The sequence below is a fragment of the Novosphingobium sp. THN1 genome (assembly GCF_003454795.1).
Taxonomy (GTDB): domain Bacteria; phylum Pseudomonadota; class Alphaproteobacteria; order Sphingomonadales; family Sphingomonadaceae; genus Novosphingobium.
Map to the genome: position 1 here is coordinate 2,945,824 of NZ_CP028347.1, position 18,111 is coordinate 2,963,934.

The 18,111-nt window shown below is 64.1% G+C and carries 11 protein-coding genes and 2 pseudogenes; all 13 read right to left on the reverse strand.

Going from position 1 to position 18,111, the window contains the following annotated elements; all coding sequences use genetic code 11:
• Nucleotides 1-20 precede the first annotated feature (20 nt).
• The 13 genes and pseudogenes from C7W88_RS14615 to C7W88_RS14675 all read right to left on the reverse strand — a co-directional run bounded on the left by C7W88_RS14615 (nucleotide 21) and on the right by C7W88_RS14675 (nucleotide 18,088).
• The gene (locus C7W88_RS14615; protein ID WP_240344691.1) at nucleotides 21-2,303 is read right to left on the reverse strand and encodes an EAL domain-containing protein; all 2,283 of its coding nucleotides are present in this window, start codon (nucleotides 2,301-2,303) and stop codon (nucleotides 21-23) included.
• Between the two features lie 82 nt (nucleotides 2,304-2,385).
• Entirely contained in the window at nucleotides 2,386-4,275 is a 1,890-nt protein-coding gene (locus tag C7W88_RS14620) for an XrtA/PEP-CTERM system amidotransferase (protein WP_118074094.1), read from the reverse strand.
• An 11-nt stretch (nucleotides 4,276-4,286) separates the two neighbouring features.
• Entirely contained in the window at nucleotides 4,287-5,855 is a 1,569-nt protein-coding gene (gene xrtA / locus C7W88_RS14625; RefSeq protein WP_205525193.1) for an exosortase A, read from the reverse strand.
• Nucleotides 5,842-7,071 carry a TIGR03087 family PEP-CTERM/XrtA system glycosyltransferase gene (locus C7W88_RS14630; protein ID WP_118074095.1) on the reverse strand — a complete coding sequence of 410 codons (1,230 nt, stop codon included), beginning with the start codon at nucleotides 7,069-7,071 and terminating at the stop codon, nucleotides 5,842-5,844. The genes xrtA and C7W88_RS14630 overlap by 14 nt, the downstream gene beginning before the upstream one ends.
• Nucleotides 7,068-8,122, reverse strand: a pseudogene (locus C7W88_RS14635) (FemAB family XrtA/PEP-CTERM system-associated protein). Before C7W88_RS14635 ends, C7W88_RS14630 begins: the two are co-directional and overlap by 4 nt.
• Nucleotides 8,119-9,006, reverse strand: a complete 888-nt coding sequence (locus C7W88_RS14640) for an XrtA system polysaccharide deacetylase (RefSeq protein WP_118074096.1) — start codon at nucleotides 9,004-9,006, stop codon at nucleotides 8,119-8,121. The pseudogene C7W88_RS14635 and the gene C7W88_RS14640 overlap by 4 nt, the downstream one beginning before the upstream one ends.
• A 23-nt stretch (nucleotides 9,007-9,029) precedes the next feature.
• On the reverse strand, nucleotides 9,030-10,280 hold the full coding sequence (locus tag C7W88_RS14645) for an XrtA/PEP-CTERM system-associated ATPase (RefSeq protein WP_118074097.1): 1,251 nt from the start codon (nucleotides 10,278-10,280) through the stop codon (nucleotides 9,030-9,032).
• An 18-nt stretch (nucleotides 10,281-10,298) separates the two neighbouring features.
• A complete protein-coding gene (locus C7W88_RS14650) occupies nucleotides 10,299-11,999 on the reverse strand; it encodes a preprotein translocase subunit YajC (RefSeq protein WP_240344692.1) in 1,701 nt (566 codons plus the stop codon).
• A gap of 5 nt (nucleotides 12,000-12,004) precedes the next feature.
• The gene (locus tag C7W88_RS14655; RefSeq protein ID WP_118074099.1) at nucleotides 12,005-12,943 is read right to left on the reverse strand and encodes an AAA family ATPase; all 939 of its coding nucleotides are present in this window, start codon (nucleotides 12,941-12,943) and stop codon (nucleotides 12,005-12,007) included.
• A gap of 11 nt (nucleotides 12,944-12,954) precedes the next feature.
• Nucleotides 12,955-14,472, reverse strand: coding sequence for an XrtA system polysaccharide chain length determinant (locus C7W88_RS14660; protein ID WP_118074797.1), 1,518 nt, complete (start codon nucleotides 14,470-14,472; stop codon nucleotides 12,955-12,957).
• Between the two features lie 12 nt (nucleotides 14,473-14,484).
• Nucleotides 14,485-15,129: pseudogene (locus tag C7W88_RS14665) on the reverse strand (XrtA/PEP-CTERM system exopolysaccharide export protein); the annotation flags it as partial.
• A gap of 209 nt (nucleotides 15,130-15,338) precedes the next feature.
• Nucleotides 15,339-16,565, reverse strand: coding sequence for a pyridoxal-dependent decarboxylase, exosortase A system-associated (locus C7W88_RS14670; protein ID WP_118074100.1), 1,227 nt, complete (start codon nucleotides 16,563-16,565; stop codon nucleotides 15,339-15,341).
• Nucleotides 16,562-18,088 (reverse strand): acyl-CoA ligase (AMP-forming), exosortase A system-associated, encoded by a 1,527-nt coding sequence (locus C7W88_RS14675; protein ID WP_118074101.1) that lies wholly within the window; start codon nucleotides 18,086-18,088, stop codon nucleotides 16,562-16,564. The genes C7W88_RS14670 and C7W88_RS14675 overlap by 4 nt, the downstream gene beginning before the upstream one ends.
• Nucleotides 18,089-18,111 lie beyond the last annotated feature (23 nt).

Genomic DNA, 18,111 nt, shown 5'->3' on the forward strand with positions numbered 1-18,111 from the left:
ACTTGGATGGTTAACAACTTCTAAACGACACCAATTCGGCGCTGTCCCATTTTGAGAAGCCCCTGATAGAACTCTGGAAAAGCTTGCGGCCGGCCAAGGAAGTAACCCTGCCCTACGTCACACCCAAGATCGACAAGGGCGCGGTAGGTCGCTTCATCCTCGATTCCCTCTGCCACGACGGTTTGGCCAAGAGCATGCGCCAGACCAATGGTTGCGCTGATGATGCTGCGTTCGCGATCGTGAGTCAGCAGGCGCGAAACGAAGCGCCGATCAAGCTTGAGTTCGTCGCTCGGCAAGTCTGCAAGGTACGCGAGGCTCGCCTCACCGGTCCCGAAATCGTCAATCGAGAGGCGGAAGCCCATGGCCCGAAGTTGGGACAGATTCTGAACTGCGGCCGGACGATTGCGCACGCTCGACGTTTCTGTCACTTCGATCGTCAAAAGCCTGGCATCGATGTTTCGGCGACGGACTATTTCGACAAAGTTGGAGACAAGGGATGGCTTGTCCACCATCTGCGCCGACAGGTTGATGCTCATCTGAAAAGGCCGACCGGCTGCGTTCAAAGCCAGTGCAGCCGTGATCGCCTCGTCCACCACCCAGTAGGTCAGGGCATCAATTCGCCCGGCGCGCTCGGCTTGCAGTATGAACGCATCGGGCGCGATCGGACCACGGGTGGGGTGATTCCATCGAATCAGAGCCTCAGCACCGCAAGGGCCACCCAGTCGCATGTCCCACTGGCTCTGATAGGCGAGCCAGATTTCGCCGTTGCGCAGTCCCTCATCGATGCGGGCATGGAGCGAAAGCTCCCAACTCGCTTCGGCAAGCCGTTCCGCTTCGAACAGTTCCACAGAGCGGCCAGAACTCAGCGCGTCGTTCGCGCTCGCGAGGGCCGAATTAACGCGAGTCTGAGCATCCAGCCCTTCATTTCGATCGAGGCCAAAATGAATGTTGGTGTCAAACGTGTAGGTACCGATCTGCAGAGGCGCCGAAAAAAGCGCCCGCAAACCTTCAAGATGATTCAGCTGCATCTCGAGTGGACGCGCTTCCTCGGTCCACGCGAAATGACCACCTTCACCGTTGAAGATCGTCTCGATGCCCGAGCCGACTGACAATCTTCTCGCAATCTGGCGAGCGCATTCTCCATGAAGATCGCGGGGCAAGGTTGCGAGAATTTCCTCGTAGCGGCCGATGACAGCGACGATGACGTCGCGTCCGACTTCGAAAGGCTGCGCGCTAAGCGCCAGAAGGTTGGGCAGGCCGGACGTGCTGGTATGCTGGACGCGGCGCACGCGCAATTGCCAGACGCGAGCACAGCCATAGATCACGAGCGACAAGAACGCTGCGCCAGTATCGACAGTGACACCGATAAGCTGGAGAGCCGGAGCAACTACGAAAGGCGCCAGCGCTGCAAGAGCGTGCAGTGCGAACTTCGACTTGCGTGAACTTGCGCGAGATCCCGCTTTGATCAGCAACCATACGATGACCAGCAGCGGAAGTTGCCCGAGAGAAAGCGAGATGGGCTTGGCCAGCCCGGATGCCCCGGCGATATCGACGGCCAGAGGGTGAATGCGTCCCTTGCCGTAATAACCGATTGTCGGGACGTTCTGGGACTGCGTAACCACGATCGTTCGGCCAGTCAGCAACCCAGGCGTGTAGGCACCATTGAGCAGCATCCTTTCGCCGACTTTCGGGATCGTGTCCGGCTCGACCAGAAAATCGGGTTCGAAAGTGTCCTGAAGCCCCGAGTATTTCCCTGCAAGGGATGCCGCAAACGTGGGGTATTCGCGTCCGGCGATATTCACCGAGTACGGAGACGACACGGCATAATCGATAAAGTTGCCGTTCCACACAGAGACAACAACTGGCGCCACGTCCGCCAGCGCCTTGGGAGGCATGCGCACATCGCGAAGCGTGAACTGGTGGCCGAGACTCCCAACCGTCTGACCACGCGCCACCAGGGAAACGCCTGATCCAAATGATCTGATTGTTTCAGCCAACAGCCGATCGCCGGCTGCATCGGTGCCGTACTTTACGGGTGCGTCGACATAGACCCGGTAGGGCATCTGGGGACGAACCTGCTCCAGAACCCTCGCAAGTCTGGATGTCGCGACCGTGTCGGAATCCGGGTGATCGCTATCACTCCCAAGCTCCACGATCACCGTGGAATTGTTGGCTTGGTGTTGGTTCAGCTTGTGCCGAACATTCCAGAACACGTGATCAATTGGCGTCAAAAAATCGGTAAGCGCCAGCAACGCCGGAATCAGCAGCGCAAGGTACAGGGGGGTGCGCAGTTTCTTCAGCATGGACCCACGGGCGTTGTTTCCACACCCGATTAGTCCGCAATGGTGAAGATCACCTTACCAAGCAAATAGACTTAATGGCCGATCAACCAAGGCGATCCAACGATTTCCGCAGCATGAGAAGCTGCCAGATCAATCGGCTGTGATCGGCACGGCCCGTTATGTGGGCTTCGGCAAGCGCGTCGATGCGCGTGCTGTTGAACCAGCCGGTGGCGGCCAGAGACCCGCTGGCAGCAAGACCGCGCGCTTCCGCTGCCAGGGGACCGCGCAGCCACTGGGCAATCGGCGTGACGAATCCCATCTTCGGGCGGAACAGGACATCCTGCGGCAGATACCGGCGCATGGTCTGCTTCATCAGCCACTTGCCCGTACTGCCCCGCACGCGCATCCGTTCGGGCAGCCGCGCGCCGAATTCTACAAGCCGGTGATCAAGCAGCGGTTCGCGCGCTTCCAGACTGACCGCCATGCTCGTGCGGTCGACCTTGGTCAGGATGTCGCCGGGCATGTAGAACTTGAGGTCGGCATACTGGGCGCGGTCAAGGCCCGAGCGGGCGGGAGCCTTGCGCATCAATTCCATCAACGGCTGTTCGGCGCGGTATTCGCCGCGCAGTGCCATGAAATCCGGGGTATACAGCGTGTCTCGCAGGTCTGCCGAGGTTACCGCAAGAGCACGCGCGTAACCTTCTTCGCCGCTGCCGGCGAGGCTAACCAGCGTTGTCTTTGCACGAAAGGGGCGCGGCGCCCAATCGGCCTTCGGCCATAGGCGCCCCAAGGTCCCGAACACCGGCTTTCGCACTGCCGCCGGCAACAGACTTCTGGCCTGTTCCTCGCGGTGCTGGAAGGTCTGCCTGCGGTAACCGGCAAAAGCCTCGTCCGCGCCGTCGCCGGACAGGGCGACTGTCACATGCTCGCGCGCCAGCTCGCAGACCCGGAATGTCGGCAGCGCCGAAGCATCGGCGAAAGGCTCGTCGAACATTTGCGCTAGCCGATCGACCAGCGAGAAATCCTCGGGCGAAACCGTGCGCTTCCAATGCTGGGTGCGATAATGCGCTGCGATGCGATCGGCATAGGCGGTTTCGTCGAGCGCGGCGACATCGAAGCCAATCGAACAGGTCTTGACCGGTGCCGTGCTTGCCTCGGCCATCAGCGCCACGACGCTCGAACTGTCGACCCCGCCCGAAAGGAATGCGCCCAAGGGCACGTCGGCGAGCATGCGCGACGTGACAGCCTCGCGCATATGGTGCAGGAGATGGGCTTCGAGATCCTGCTGGCTGCCGGTGGCACGATCGGCAAAGGACACGTCCCACCACTGAACCGGCGGCGATGGCGGCGCATCGGCTCGAAGCAACTGGTAATGCCCGGCAGCCAACTTCTGCACGCCCTTGAGGATCGAGCGGTGATCGGGGACATAGCCCCAGGCAAGGTAATCTTCGACAGCGAGCGGATCGATCTCGCGCCGGAGCGAGGGATGCGCGAGCAGCGCCTTGAGTTCCGAACCGAAGATGACGGCGCCATCGGCCAGGCGCGCCGTGAACAGAGGTTTTACGCCGAAGCGGTCCCGCGCCAGCAAGGTGCTGCGCCGGCGCAAGTCGTGCAGCGCGAAGGCGAACATGCCATGAAGACGCGGGAGGCAATCGACGCCCCAATGCCGCCACGCCTGGAGGATGACCTCAGTATCGCCATCGGTTCGGAAGCTTGCGCCGAGCGCTGTCAGATCTGCGCGAAGTTCCCGGTAGTTGTAGATTTCGCCATTGAAGACGATGACCGCATCGCCTTCAGCGGCGATCATCGGCTGGGGCGATCCGGCGAGGTCGATGATGGACAGGCGGCGATGGCCGAGGCCCACGCCCGGCGCCGTCCAGACGCCTTCGCCATCAGGCCCGCGGTGGGCAATGGCATCGCACATCCGCCGGACCCTTTCCGGGTCGACAGGCTTGAGCCCTTCGGTATGGATGATTCCGGCTATTCCGCACATGCGAACGTGACCTAGCGCCCTGTGGCCGTGCGGTCCATCCACGCTTCGAGCGGCCCGATCGTGGCAATGGCTGCACGGAGGGAGGCTTCGGCGGGTGGCTGGCCGGGAACTCCGTCTTCCGCCGACAGGATCAGCGCGGCCGTGCTGCGGGTCCGCAGCAGCAGGCGATCGGCGATGTTGCCAAGCTTCAGGCGGGTGTTGCTGCCGGTGAACAGCGGGCCCGAGCGATAGTAGGTCTCGGCAAGGCGATGCACCGGGCCTGCCGCCTGGATGCGCTCGGCATGGCCCCCGGCGATCGGAATGGCGGACCTTTCCCACGCCCAACCGCTGTCGAGAGGAATTGCGCCCTGACCGAAGCCACCCGCCTCGCGGCCATCTGCCTGCGCTGCGTAGAGCGCGAACGAGATGTCTACGACATGGCCTGAACCATCACGGAAGCGGCCGAGGAGGACGTGCGATGCGCCGGTGTGCAGCGGTTTCCACGGCGCCTGAGGTGAATAATCGATCTGCTGCCAGCCCGGGATCGGGGCAAACTCTATGCGCGCGGGCATTGTCGCCTCAAGCCGACCGGCCCATGCGCTCCACCCGGTGAAGATCAGCGCCAGAGCAGCAAGCGCCGCCAACGCTCTCTGCGGCCCGATCCGATACTGGGAAAGCGCGCTCAGCAGACGGTTGGCCTTGATGGCTTCGGCATCGATCATGCGATCATCGATCGCGCGATCAAAAAAGCGCCAGGCGATGACCATGACCATGACCATGACCAGCGCGAAGAAGATCCAGCCGTAGAAGATATGATCGAACCCGGCGGCAAATTCGATGCCGCGGTGTTCGGCGATGAAGATGGTGCCCCAGGCCCGCACCCCGTTCGCCAGGATCGGCATGGCGATGCTCAGCGCCATGAAGGCGATGCGTCGGCTCCACGAAGCGAAGCAGACGTTGGCGACCAAGGCGCCATAGGCGATCATCGCGATGAGGAATTTGACGCCCGAGCAGGCCTCGGCCACTTCGAAATAGCCGCCCGGCGTGGTGATGAACACGCCTTCGATGTGCGCCGGGACCTGGCTTGCGTCGAGCAGAGCCATTGTCATGTGTGCGGTGATCGTCTGCAGGTATGGGATCAACTCGTCGCCGGCCGGGACCAGAAAGAGCATGTAGGCGATCGGAAAAAGCAGGCCCGCGCAGACGCTCGGGCCGAGCAGCACCACAGCGCTCGCCTGCGCCATCAGGACGACGCCGAGCTGCGTGGCAAGTGACAGGCCCGCAAACGTCCCGAGCAGCCACAGGAACGCCGCCCCTGCGAAGAAGACCAGACCGGGCCACCAGCCTTGGGGCTCAAGCTTCATCACCTCGCGCCAGCGCAGCGAGATCAGCCACGCGAGTATGAAGGGGATGAGGAGGACGTGATTATAGGTCGAGCTGTCCCACCACTGCAGGAACATCTCGCGCCAGTCGGAAGCGAAGAGTGCGACGTTGCCGGCCCAGGCAATGGCAAGGCAAGCGAGCGCGCGCCGCCACGTTGCGGGCAGATTTGCCCACCTGCGCTGGAGCGGGGCGTTCAGGATCAGATCAGGCTGCGACACGTGAACCCTCAGGCCCCGCAAGGCCGAGCAATCCAGCGAGCGGGGCGAGGACCCCTGCCCAGCCACACTTCTCCACGACGAAAGCGCGGGCGGACTGGCCGATGGTCCCGGCACGAACCTTGTCGTGAAGCAGGCTGAGCGCGGCCTTTGCCAAAGCGTCGGCACCATTGGCGACGACCAGTTCCTGCCCATCGCGCGCAGGGATTCCGGTAGCGGCTTCGGGCGTGGCCAGCACCGGGCGGGCCATGGCCATGGCTTCAAGGACCTTGTTCTGTACCCCGCGCGCGATGGTCAGCGGTGCAACGACGAGATCGGCCCCGGCAAGCCACGGGCGCACATCGATGACTGCACCGGTCACGCGAGTGCCGTGAACGCCTTCAAGGGCGCGAACGGCGAGGGTCGGCGCGCGGCCTACAACATTGAAGCGGGCCTGCGGGAAGACCGCGCGGATCTGCGGCATGACTTCACGGGCGAAAATTTCGACGGCGGCGACGTTGGGCGGGTAGTCCATCTGGCCGGTGAAGGTCAGCTGCGGCCCCTGCCCTTCAAGCTCGGGCGCCTTTGGCATCCCTTCGGGATCGAAGAAATCGGTATCAATGCCGTTGCCCAGCGCGAGGACGGTTGGATTCGCACCCGGCGTAAGACGCTGGCGGAACAGCGATGCTTCCTCGGGCGTCACCAGCAGGCTTGCACTGACACGGCGGGCAACATCGCTTTCGAAGCGGGACAGTAGCCGGGCTTCGCGAGCGTAGAGCAGGCCAAGCGGAAAGCGTGCCTGCTGCGCGTAGGCCTCGAATTTGGCCGAATCGACGTCAACGAAGTCCATCACGACGCGGCCCGGAAAGTCCGCAGGGACGTACTGCGCCATCTGGCTGGAAAAAACGTAGATCGCCGAGATCGGGCGGGCGGCAAGAACTGTCGCCACGTAAGCCGAAATGCGCTTGTCCGCGAAGGCCGTCAGGCTGACCGGCTTGCCCGACGCCAGCGCCTCAAGCGCAGCGATCTTCAGCGAGCGCGACCGCCGGACGAGGCAATACGAAGCGGCGACGGCGGCAAGATCCGGCTCGTGCCCGATGTCGCCCTCGTCATCAGCAAAGCACGCGACGTGAGCCGGTGCGAGGCCAGCAATGTGTCGCAGGACATGGCACGAGCGGATCTTGTCACCGCGATCGGGCGGAAACGGGATGCGATGGGCGAGGAACAGGACCTCGCTCATGCCAGGCCTTTCGCGATCAGCGGGCCTACGCGGTTGGCGAGGCCGAGCGGCAGCTTCTGCCACAATGCGATCTTGGCCTTGTAGCGCGGGCTGAGCGGGTTGACGTCACGCGGGGCCTGCCCGTCGGCTGTCCACGTCGCATAGGCCAGTGGTTCTGGCGTGAAGCCCCAGTTGCGCTTGAAGTGATAGGCGCCGGTATCAAACTTCGAGCGGCCGAAATCGAACCGGTCACACCCACGCGCACGGGCGTGGTTCATCAGCGCGTAGTACATCACGTCATTGGCGCGCATCGTCCGCGCCGCGAAAGTGCCGCCGCCCCAATAGGGCATGACTGCGCCGCGATGATACAGGCTCAAGACCGAGGCAAGCGGCTGCCCTTCGTGAAGCACGGTCAGGATATCGGCCTCGTCAGCGAAAGCTTCCATGACCGCATCGAACAGGCGTTTCGGAAAGACCGGCGTACCGAGATTGCGCACAGACTCCGCGTAGACCGCGTAGTGCATGGCGCGGTCATCGGCGCTGTTACCCGTCCGCACTTCCATGCCGTGGCCAAGGCCGCGCCGGACTTCGGCGCGCTGCTTGCGCGGGATGGCGAGCAGTTGCGCTTCATCGTCGGAGGCGAGTGCGGTAACGAAGCCCGCGTGGCTGTCAGTCTTGACGTGCCAGCCCTCAGCTTCCGGCAAAGGCCCCCGCGAAGCTCCAGCGTCGGGCAATTCAGCCGCACTGCCAGTTCCTGCGCGGCGATGAACAGGGCCGGGCTGCCCTCGCCGACAACGCCGCCGCCGACACCAAAGCCGGTAGAGACCAGCGCGCGACCGAACAACGGCGAGTGGACTTCATGCATGGGCAGCACGGCGCGGATCGCAGCGTCCTGTTCCGAAATCAGGGTATGGGTGCGGTGACCGGTCGCACGCTCGACCGCGTCCAGCCATTCTGGCCGGTGAAACGCGGTGGTATCGGGATGGTCCGCGAGAAAGCGGGCGATGGCCGCACTGTCACCGGGATCGCCTAGGCGAACGACAGAACTTGAAGGAAAGAACGGCGCGTTCATGCCGCGCGGCTTTCCGGAATGCGCGCAGCTTCGCTGGCCGCAACCTCGTCCATCCGACCCCAGCGGAACTCTCGCACCAGTCGCGCCAACTTGGCGGCCATGACGTCGAGATTGGTATAGTGCCGCAGCTTCGACTTGAGCGGCGCAACCGGCGGACGCGGCTGATCCGGATCGATTTCCCAGGGGTGGAAATAGAACACGGCCGGGTGGCAATCGCGTTCGTTGACCTGCCGGATCGCCCACCGGGAAACGGCATAAGGCAACAGCCGGAAGAAACCGCCACCACCCGCCGCCATGCGACGGCCGGCGACTTCGGCAGTCGTGACCGGGATCTCGATCAGGTCAGCGCCTGCGACAGGACGGAAGGCAAAGCGCGGTGCCTCGCGCCAGCCATAGTGGTCATGCACGATCGGCGCGACCGAGGAGGAATAGACGTAGCCCTGCTCTGCCAGCACTTCATGCGCCCAGGGGGTGCGGGCATCGATGGAGAAACTCGGCGCGCGATAGCCAGTGACGCGCTGCCCGGTGGTGTCTTCCAGAACCTTGCGCGCCCGTTCAATGTCGGCTGCAAAAGCTTCGCGGCCCAGCGAGAAGACCCGCTCGTGATCCCAGCCATGGCTGGCGATCTCGTGCCCTGCCCCAGCGATCCGGCGCATCATCGCAGGATAGCGCTCGGCAATCCAGCCGAGGGTGAAGAATGTGCCCTTCACGCCCGCTTCGTCGAACAGCGCGAGGATCTGCTGGCAATTGCGCTCGACGCGGCAAGCGAGCCCGTCCCAGTCCTTGCGATCGATCACGGTTTCGAACGCGCCGACCTGGAACCAGTCCTCGACGTCGACCGAGAGTCCGTTGAGTACCCGGCCGTTCAGCACCCCGGACGACATTGCTCTACCCCTTGCAGCAACGCTCAAGCAGCGGCGCGATGGAAGTCTTCAGCTTCGATCCACTCGATCAGCATGGTCAGCGTATGGCGGATCGCTTGCTCCTGCTCGCTGGTGCGCGATTCGAGCGCGGCAATCGTGCGCTGCGCTTCGGCAAGCGCCGCCAGAACGCCTTCATCGCCGGGACGCGCTTCGAGAGCGGCAATACGGCGGTTGGCTTCTTCAAGCTGCGCGGCGAGATCGAAGTCCGGCAGTGGCGCGACCGGCGCGGCGCGCATGTCGGCCAGTTCGATGATCGCTTGCTGCAATTCGGCAATCTGTTCGTCACGCTCGGCCAAAGCCGCGCGCCACGCACTTTCGTCGATGGCCGGCACGTCAACGGCAGCAGGAGCAGCGGCAAGTTCAACCTGTGGCACTTCGGCCAAGGGAGCAGGTGTTACCGAGACTTGCGGCTTGCCGAATGCGCCATCGCCGGCAAGGTCTGCCAGCACGGCTTGCAGCATCGCCGCGTCGATATGATCGCGCTGTTCGACCGCGCCCATCAGCATCAGACGGTTGACGATCTGGTTGACCCGGCGGGGCACGCCACCGCTGGCCTTGGCAAGATCGGCATAGACGTGCGCATCGAACTGCGGACGCCCCTGCCAGCCGACCAGAGCAAGGCGATGCTCGACATAGCTGCCGACTTCGGCCGGCTCCATCGCGTCAAGATGATGCGAGGCGATGACGCGCTGGCGCAGTTGCTCGAGCTCGGGCGAGGTCTGGATCAGCGTGCGGAATTCGGGCTGGCCGAGCAGGAGGATCTGCAGCAGCGGGTGCGCGCCCAACTGGAAGTTGGAAAGCATGCGCAGCTCTTCGATCGCTTCGACCGAAAGGTTCTGCGATTCGTCGACCACCAGCAGGCAGCGACGGCCCTCGCGGGCTTCGTGATGAAGGAACGCCTCGATCTGTGCGAGGGCGGTGGCCTTGTCATGGCCGGCCACTTCCAGCCCGAAGGCGCGCGCGGCGACATGAATCAGTTCCTCGCCATCGAGCGCGGAAGTTACGATCTGGGCGGCGGTGAGTCGCTGGCGGTCAACCGTCGCCATGAGGTGCGCCGCGAGCGTCGATTTGCCCGCGCCGACCTCGCCGGTAATGACGATGAAGCCTTCCCCCTGGGCGAGGCCATAACCGAGGTAAGACAAGGCCTTACGGTGCGTTCCGCTCTCAAAATAGAAGCGCGGATCGGGCGTCAGCTGGAACGGACGGCCGGTAAGTCCATAAAATTCATCGTACATCGAAGCCGTCTCCGGGCATCAGAAGGAATAGCGCAGGCCAACAAGGCCCGATGCGATTACTTCGTCTTCAATCACTTTACGGTTAACACTGTCCAAACCGACCGCTGCGGTCGCCACGAGGCGGTCTGTCAGGTTGCGGAAGTAGGCAGCGTTGACGCCGACAGTGGTCACGTCACCGAGGCTTGACGCCCCCGATTGGAACCACGCGGCATAGGCCGACACGCCAAAGCTCGACCGGCGGTCGATCGGGCCGTTGAGCCCGGCGTCGACATAGAAGCTTTCGTCCACCACGCCGTTTGCAGCGCCAAGAACGGAGTCCTCACGCGCGATGTACTTGCGGCGGATGTAGCCTGCGCCTACCCCGGCCTGAAGGCGGCCGATGCGGTGGGCATAGGTGGCGTTCACGCCGCGCGCGCGGAACACCGAACTCGCGACCGAGGACAGCGCGTTGTTGACGCAGCCACCGGATTCGGAACCGATCGCGCAGCCGCTGATCTGGCCGTTGAACGGATCGCGGTTGACCTGGAAATCGGTCGGCAGATCACGCAGTGCACGGTTCACCTGCCCGCCGAAGCCCGAGACGTTGTCGTAAACCGCAACGGTCAGCGAACTGCGCACGTTCGGGTTGTAGGAAAAGCTGCCGTAGTAGGTCGTGCTGTCATAGCGGCGACCGACGAAAGCAGAGAGCGCGGTGCGGCGGCTCGGCCGCCACATCACGCCGGCATCCCAGGTAAAACCTTCAGTGTCGTAAGCCAGCTTGCGCGCTTGCGACGTGTCGGTGACGTAGCGGCCATTGCTGCCGATTACCGGATCGCCATTGGCATCGCGCACTGCGTCACGGGCCGACACTTCGACGTCCTCGTAACCGACCGCCCCGACCAGTGCGAGTTCCATGGTGACGGGATATGTCACCTGCACCCCGGCGCGCATGTCGCGCACGCGCTGGTCGAGATTGGTGACGTCTTCCTGATAGTACGATCCGCTGGCGGTGATACCGACCGGCAGCACGGTATCAGGTGCTACGCCTGCCGAGACTTGCGCGGACTGCGACACGGAATCGTCAAAGATGTCCGTCAGTGCCTGCCCTGGCGCCAGCTGCAGCGCGTCCTTCTGCTGCACCTTGGTATAGCCGAGGATATAGGAGCCGGAGAGCGCGACATCGCCGACATGGGTCGAAACGGCGGGTCCGGCGTAGAGCGAGTAGACCTGGCTCACCGCGTCGTTGGCGGCGATCGGATTGAGCGTCGATGCGCCGCTGCCCTCGACGCGGGTACGGGCGGCAAGCCCGCCAGCTTCGACCGAGAGGGTGCGCGGGATCAGGTCATGCTTGACGCGAGCAAGGCCGGACAGCGTATCGCCATCGCGCACGCGATCGGTCTGCGAGATGCGCCGCTCATAGCGGACGGACACGGCGCCCTGGGTGCGGCGACCGTTGAGCGTCATGTCGACGCCGGCCGCGATGGTGCTGTAGGTCAGGACTTCGTCGCCGGGCGAGAGTTCCCACAGGACGTTCTGCGTCGCTTCGATGTAGGGTGTGATCGTGGCGCGGGGGCCGCCCCCGGCCCCGCGCGAGGTCAGGCCGCCACCCTTTCGCGGAGCATCGGCCTTGCCCGACGGCGCATCGCCATCGACACTCTCGTAATCGAGCGACTGCGCCTGAAGCGGGCCAGCCACGAGCATCGCTCCGGCCAGCGCGAGCAGGCGCACAGGAAGCCGCATCCGGGTCATTCCTTGTATCCGTAGTAAGTGCCGAAGCGGCGCCCGGTGGTCGAGAACCGGGTGCCGTTGAGCAGGAGCTTGATGTCATCGCAGGCCGAAAGCAGGCTCACCGCATCGCGCAGCGCGGCCTCGCCGGTCATATCGGCCCGCACCACCATGACGGTCTGCCCGACATGGTTGGCCAGAACGCTGGCAGGCGAAGCGGCCAGCACCGGCGGCGAATCGAAGATGACCACGCGGTTGGGGGCGTGGGCCGTAAGCCGGGCCAGCACATCCTCGGTCCGAGCCGACGCGAGGTACTCGGTGTCCGACCCCGTCGCATTGCCGGCAGGCAGGACGTAGAGCCCGGCGATGTCGGTGCCGATCACGCAGTCTTCCACGGCAATGTCCGGATCGGCCAGCGCGTCCATCAGGCCCTTCCCGCCCGGCAGGCCGAGAGTCGAGAGAACCGAAGGCTTGGCGAAATCGGCATCGACCAGCAGGACTTCGGTGTCCTTCTCTGCCGCCATCGACAGGGCGAGGTTGACCGCACAGAACGTCTTGCCCTCGCCCGGATGAGCCGAAGCAACAAGAATGCGCTCACCATGCTCGACGCGCTCGTCCGCAGCGGTGCGCAGCAGCTGGCGCTTCACGATACGGAATTCCTCGAGCAAGCCAGTGACACCGCCCTCCGGCTCGATCAGGCACTGTTCGCGCAAATGCGCACGGTCGATCGCGTGGCGCTCCCCGGTGAAGGGGCGCACCGGTGGTTCGGACCTGACGACCGGTTCCGGCGTGACAGGCTCGGCCATCGGCTTGGCCACTGGCAAGACCTTCGGCACCGGCGCAGGCGGCAGGTCCGGCACAACCGGGCGCGTCAGCGTGCGGAAATCGAACGTCCCCGAGGCGCGCTCGATCAGCGAGGGGCCGCTTGCCGGGAGAGGGATCTTGCTCTGATCGGTCATCGCATCTCTCCTCAGGCCACCATGCCACGCTTGAGCATCTCGACGCCGAGCAGGACGAAGAGGACGACGAACAGGCCCGCCACGCCGCCCGCCCAGTATTTCAGGCGCTTGGCGCGCTGGGCTCGCATATCGCGCGTGATCGCTTCGGAAATCGCGCCGAGCACGGGCAGGCCGGTGGCGCGCTCCAGCTGGCCGGTGGTCGAATAGGCGGACTTGAGCTGGCCCAGCGCGAACGCGCCGCCACAGCCCGCACCAATGCCGACGATCAGCACAAGGAACAGCAGCAGCGGCCGGTCCGGCGCAGCAGGGCCACGAGGCATCGTCGGCGGATCGATCACCTCGAACTTCACAGCATCGCGCTCGGTCTCGACCTGGCCGCGCAGACGCAGCTGTTCACGGTCGCGCAGGAGCTTGTCGTACTGCTCCTTGAGCACATCGTAATCGCGGTTGATGCGCGCGGCTTCGGCAGCCACGGTCGGCTCGCTGTACTGCTGCGCGGTCAGTTGCGAGATTTCGGCCTGCAGCGATGCGCGGCGCGATTGGAGGGAGACGAGGCTGGCCTCGCGGTCGGCCTTGATCGATACCAGCGAGCTGTAGGCCGGGTTCGGCGCGCCGCCGCCACCGCCCTCGCCCGCCGCTGCCTTCTGCAGGTTGGCGATCTGCGCCTTGGCCGAAATCACGTCGGGGTGGCTGTCGGTCAGCCCCCGCGCGCGCATCGATCCAAGATCCGACATGGCCTGAGCCAGAGCGCCCTTGGCCCCGCCCGAAACCCCGGGAATGGCAATGGTCTGCGGCGTGCCCGAAAGCTGGCCGTTGATCGAGGCCAGCGCGCTCTGCGCCGCAAGCAGGTTGGATTCGACATCGCGCATCTGGTTGCGCGCCGCTTCAAGCCGGGTGGTGAGCGAACCGGCACCGGGGATGAAGCCGGCGTTCTTCGATTCGAACTCGGTGCGCTTGAGCTCGGCTTCTTCCAGCGCCTTCTTACGGTCGGCCAGTTGCTGGTCCATGAAGGCCAGCGTGTCGGTCATTTCGCCACGACCGCCCGCAAGGTTCTCCTCGCGGAAGATGTCGATCATCTTCTGGACAACGTCCTGCGCGAGCTTGGCATTCTCCGCGTCGTTGCGGCCGCCACCACCCGCCGTGCCGGTAATCTCGAACAGGTTGTCCTGCTGGCTGACCACCGTCACCTGCTTGCCGAGGCTCTCGACCGCAGACTGCATCTGCTTGTCGGTAGTGACCTTGTCGCCAAGCCGCGTGGCGCGGACCACCTTCTCAAGGTTGACCGCGCTGGTCAGGGTCTGGCGCACACGCTCGATATCGCGCTTGCGGTCACCACCGATGCCGATCTGGTCGGCCAGCACGTCATCGATCTGTACGAAGATGCGGGCCTTGGATTCATAGCTGTTGGGCACCATCGCAACAACCAGCCAGCCAAGCAGGCACACCGCCCAGGCAACTCCCAGCGCAATCCAGCGGCGATGCCAGATGCCGTGGAGCGCTATGCGCACTTCTTCGTAGATGCTGGTCATCGGGGCGCGCTCAGAACGTGCTCTCGGGATGATAATCACGTCACCGGGCATCAGCAGCACGTTGGCCTTGGTATCGCCCTTGCGCAGCAGATCGCCGATGCGCACCGCATATTCCTTCTGCGCGCCCGACTGCTTGTCGAACCGCACCAGCCGCGCCTTGTTGCCGGCCGCGTATTCCGAAAGGCCGCCCACTGCGATCATCGCATCAAGCAGCGTCATGTTCGCGCGGAACGGGATCGAGGCCGGCTTTTCGGTGGCACCGACAATGCGCACCTGCTGGCTGAAGGTCCCGGCAAACTTGTTGACGATGACCGAGACGATCGGTTCCTGGATGTACTGCGAAAGCTGGAGCTTGATGTCCTCGGCCAACATCGACGGCGTCTTGCCGACGGCCGGCATGTCGGTGATCAACGGCGTGGTGATACGCCCGTCCGGCCGAACCTGCACGCTCGCGCCGAGTTCAGGATTGCGCCAGACGAAGATGGTCAGCTCGTCAAGCGGGCCGATCACGTATTCCTCGCCCGGCCCCTCCTGCAGCGCCACGAACGAGGCGGGCGGCAACTGCGGCCCCGCCCCAACCCCGCCGCAACCGGTCAGGGCAAGGCTCAACATGGCCGTTCCGGCAAGCATACGGGTCAGGCGGGAATTGAACGGCATGGACAGTCCTTCTTGCTGCGGTGCCCCCGCCCATCTGCCTTGTCGGCAACGGGCACGGGTCCGCAAATCACCGCTGGCTATCGCCAAAAAGGGTGAAGATTGCGTTAGCCTTGATTGCTTGAAGGCGTGACGCCAAGCGCCCATTCGCCGCCGTCCCGTAACGGGACTGGCATGGCGTCATCCGTTAACGGCCGGAACCTATGCTCTTGTCAGACAAGCATTTCCGCAGCCGGACCCTGGCCCAGGAACATCGCCGGGCTGGCGCTCGCGCCATAAGCACCGGCGCAGAATATGGCGACAATATCGCCGACGTCAGCCCGCGGAAAACCGCCCTTGTCGGCCAGCCGGTCGAGCGGCGTGCACAGGCATCCGACGATGCTCGCCTCCTCATCCGCCGCAGCATCGAAGCGCGTGGCGATGGCACTGGGATAATTGCGCCTGACCACCGTGCCGAAGTTGCCCGAGGCGGCGAGTTGATGGTGCAGGCCGCCATCGGTGACGAGGTAAATCTCGCCATGGCTCTCCTTGCGATCAACCACGGTCGCCAGGTAAACGCCCGCTTCGCCAACAAGATAGCGACCGAGCTCGATGCAGAATGCCGTGTCGCGCAGAACCTCCGGCAGATCGGCAAAGCGCTCGGCCAAGGCGGCGCCGACCGCGTTGATATCAACCGGCTCATCCCCCGGAAAATAGGGAATGCCAAAACCGCCGCCGAGATTGCACTTCGGCAGCGTCACCCCGGTTTCCTCGGCCAGGCGCGCGGCGAGTGCCAGGGTCTGACCCTGCGTTTCGATGATCGCATCGGCCGAAAGCGCCTGACTTCCGGCAAAGATGTGAAAGCCTTGCCAGTCCGCCCCCGCAGCGATCAGCTTGCGTGCGAGCGCCGGTACTCGGGCCGCATCTATGCCAAACGGCTTGGCCCCGCCGCCCATCTTCATGCCCGACCCTTTGAGGTCGAAATCCGGATTGACCCGAATGGCAAGCCGCGGACGAAGGCCCAACCGCTCAGCAATGGCCAGCGCGCGGCTCGCCTCACCCTCGGATTCGAGGTTCAGCGTCACCCCTGCCAAGATAGCGGCTTCAAGCTCCGCGTCACGCTTTCCCGGTCCGGCAAAGCTGACCAGCGCCGGGTCGATCCCCGCCTCCCGGACGATTGCGAGTTCGCCGCCCGATGCAATGTCGAAGCCGTCGACCAACCCGAGCATATGCTTTAGCAAAGGTCCGTAAGGATTTGCTTTGACAGCATAATGAATGGAAAGGCGGTCCGGCATCGCTGCGCGCAATGCCGCAACCCGCGCCGTCAACAGCTCGTGCGAATACACGAACAGAGGCGTCGTGCCTGCTTCGGCGACGAGCTCTGTCACCTTGCGCCCGGCGACTGCCAGCACCCCGTCGACAGAGGTGTAACCCGAAGGAATGGGGCCAAGCGGCTTCATGGCTGCATCTCCTCGGCCAGTTCTGCGGCCAGTGCAACTCGGTCAAGCTTACCATTGGGACTGACGGGCATTACCTCGCGCCAATGTACGTGACGCGGCACCATGAAGTTCGGCAAGGCGCGGGTCAGCGCTGGAATCAGGCCATCCTTGTCGGCACCGGGCATCGCGCGCGCCACGAGATGGATCGCTTGCCCCAGTTGCGGATCCGGCAAGCCGAGCGCGACGGCCTCAGCGACGATCCCGGTGGCAACTGCGGCTTCTTCCACTTCCTGCGGGCTCACGCGATTGCCGCTGGTCTTGATCATGGCGTCGCGCCGCCCGACGAAATGCAACAGTCCTTTGGGATCGCGCTTCACCCGGTCTCCCGACCAGACCGCCATGCCGCCAAGCTTGGAGCATGCAGGCGCGGGCTTGAAACGCTCCGCCGTGCGCTCGGCATCCTGCCAATACCCTTTCGCGACGAGCGGCCCGGCATGGACCAATTCGCCTTCCTCCTCGGCATGAGCTTCGTCCCCCAAGTCATTGACGACCAGCACTTCTGCAAAGGGGATTGCGCTTCCGATCGAGGTTGGATGCTCGTCCACCAGCGCGGGATCGAGATAAGTCGATCGGAAGGCTTCGGTCAGCCCATACATCGGATAGAGGTCGGCCGCTGGAAACTTCGCCCGCAACGCTCGGACCAGCGATGGCGTCAATGCTCCGCCGCTGTTTGTCAGCCGCCTCAGCGATTGCGCGGCGTCCCGCGGCCAGTCCAGTTCCACCAGTTGCAGCCAGAGTGGTGGCACGGCAGCAATGGTGGTGATACCGTGCCGGGCCACAGCCTTCACCACATCGCGCGGCGTGAGGTAATCCAGCGGCACCACGCTGCCCCCGGCGTACCATGTGGAAAGCAACTGGTTCTGGCCGTAATCGAACGCCAGCGGTAGCACGGCGAGCACGCGGTCCTGCGGCCTGACCTTCAGGTAGTGCGCAACGCTCACTGCCCCCAGCCAGAGGTTGGCCTGGCTGAGCATCACACCCTTCGGACGCCCTGTAGAGCCACTGGTATAGAGGATGGCGGCAAGACTATCGGGCTCTGCACCGGACGGCGGAAGCTCGCCACCATCGGCTTCGACTTCAGCCCAGACCGCGGCTTCCTCGATCGCCGGGCAAGGTGCGTCGCACTCTTCCAGCGTATCGAGCCGGCCCTTGTTTGCGATCAGCAGCGCCGCTCCGCTGTCGGCGAGAATATGCGCGACCTGCGCGCGCTTCAGCAGCGGATTGACCGGTACGTGGACCAACCCTGCTCGCACAGCAGCGAGTGGCATCAGGCAGGCGAGTTCGGTCTTGGGCAGCCACGTCGCCACCCGCGCACGGGGTTCACCGACGCGTGATTTCAACCACTTCGCAAGGGTTCCTACACGCGCATTTAACGCTTCATGGCTAAGCGTGCGGTCCTTGAGCACCAGTGCAGGGGCATTTCGCTCGCCGCGCAGGGCAAGGTGGTCGAGCGGATACACAGTGGGATCGGGCGTTTCGGGCACTCGGTTCTCGATAGGGAATAGCA

Bases quoted from the DNA above. Each gene is read 5' to 3' on its own strand.
- C7W88_RS14655 (WP_118074099.1), bottom strand. From the start codon at position 12,943: ATGACCGATCAGAGCAAGATCCCTCTCCCGGCAAGCGGCCCCTCGCTG.
- C7W88_RS14615 (WP_240344691.1), bottom strand. From the start codon at position 2,303: ATGCTGAAGAAACTGCGCACCCCCCTGTACCTTGCGCTGCTGATTCCG.
- C7W88_RS14630 (WP_118074095.1), bottom strand. From the start codon at position 7,071: ATGAGCGAGGTCCTGTTCCTCGCCCATCGCATCCCGTTTCCGCCCGAT.
- C7W88_RS14640 (WP_118074096.1), bottom strand. From the start codon at position 9,006: ATGTCGTCCGGGGTGCTGAACGGCCGGGTACTCAACGGACTCTCGGTC.
- C7W88_RS14645 (WP_118074097.1), bottom strand. From the start codon at position 10,280: ATGTACGATGAATTTTATGGACTTACCGGCCGTCCGTTCCAGCTGACG.
- C7W88_RS14660 (WP_118074797.1), bottom strand. From the start codon at position 14,472: ATGACCAGCATCTACGAAGAAGTGCGCATAGCGCTCCACGGCATCTGG.
- C7W88_RS14620 (WP_118074094.1), bottom strand. From the start codon at position 4,275: ATGTGCGGAATAGCCGGAATCATCCATACCGAAGGGCTCAAGCCTGTC.
- C7W88_RS14670 (WP_118074100.1), bottom strand. From the start codon at position 16,565: ATGAAGCCGCTTGGCCCCATTCCTTCGGGTTACACCTCTGTCGACGGG.
- C7W88_RS14650 (WP_240344692.1), bottom strand. From the start codon at position 11,999: ATGCGGCTTCCTGTGCGCCTGCTCGCGCTGGCCGGAGCGATGCTCGTG.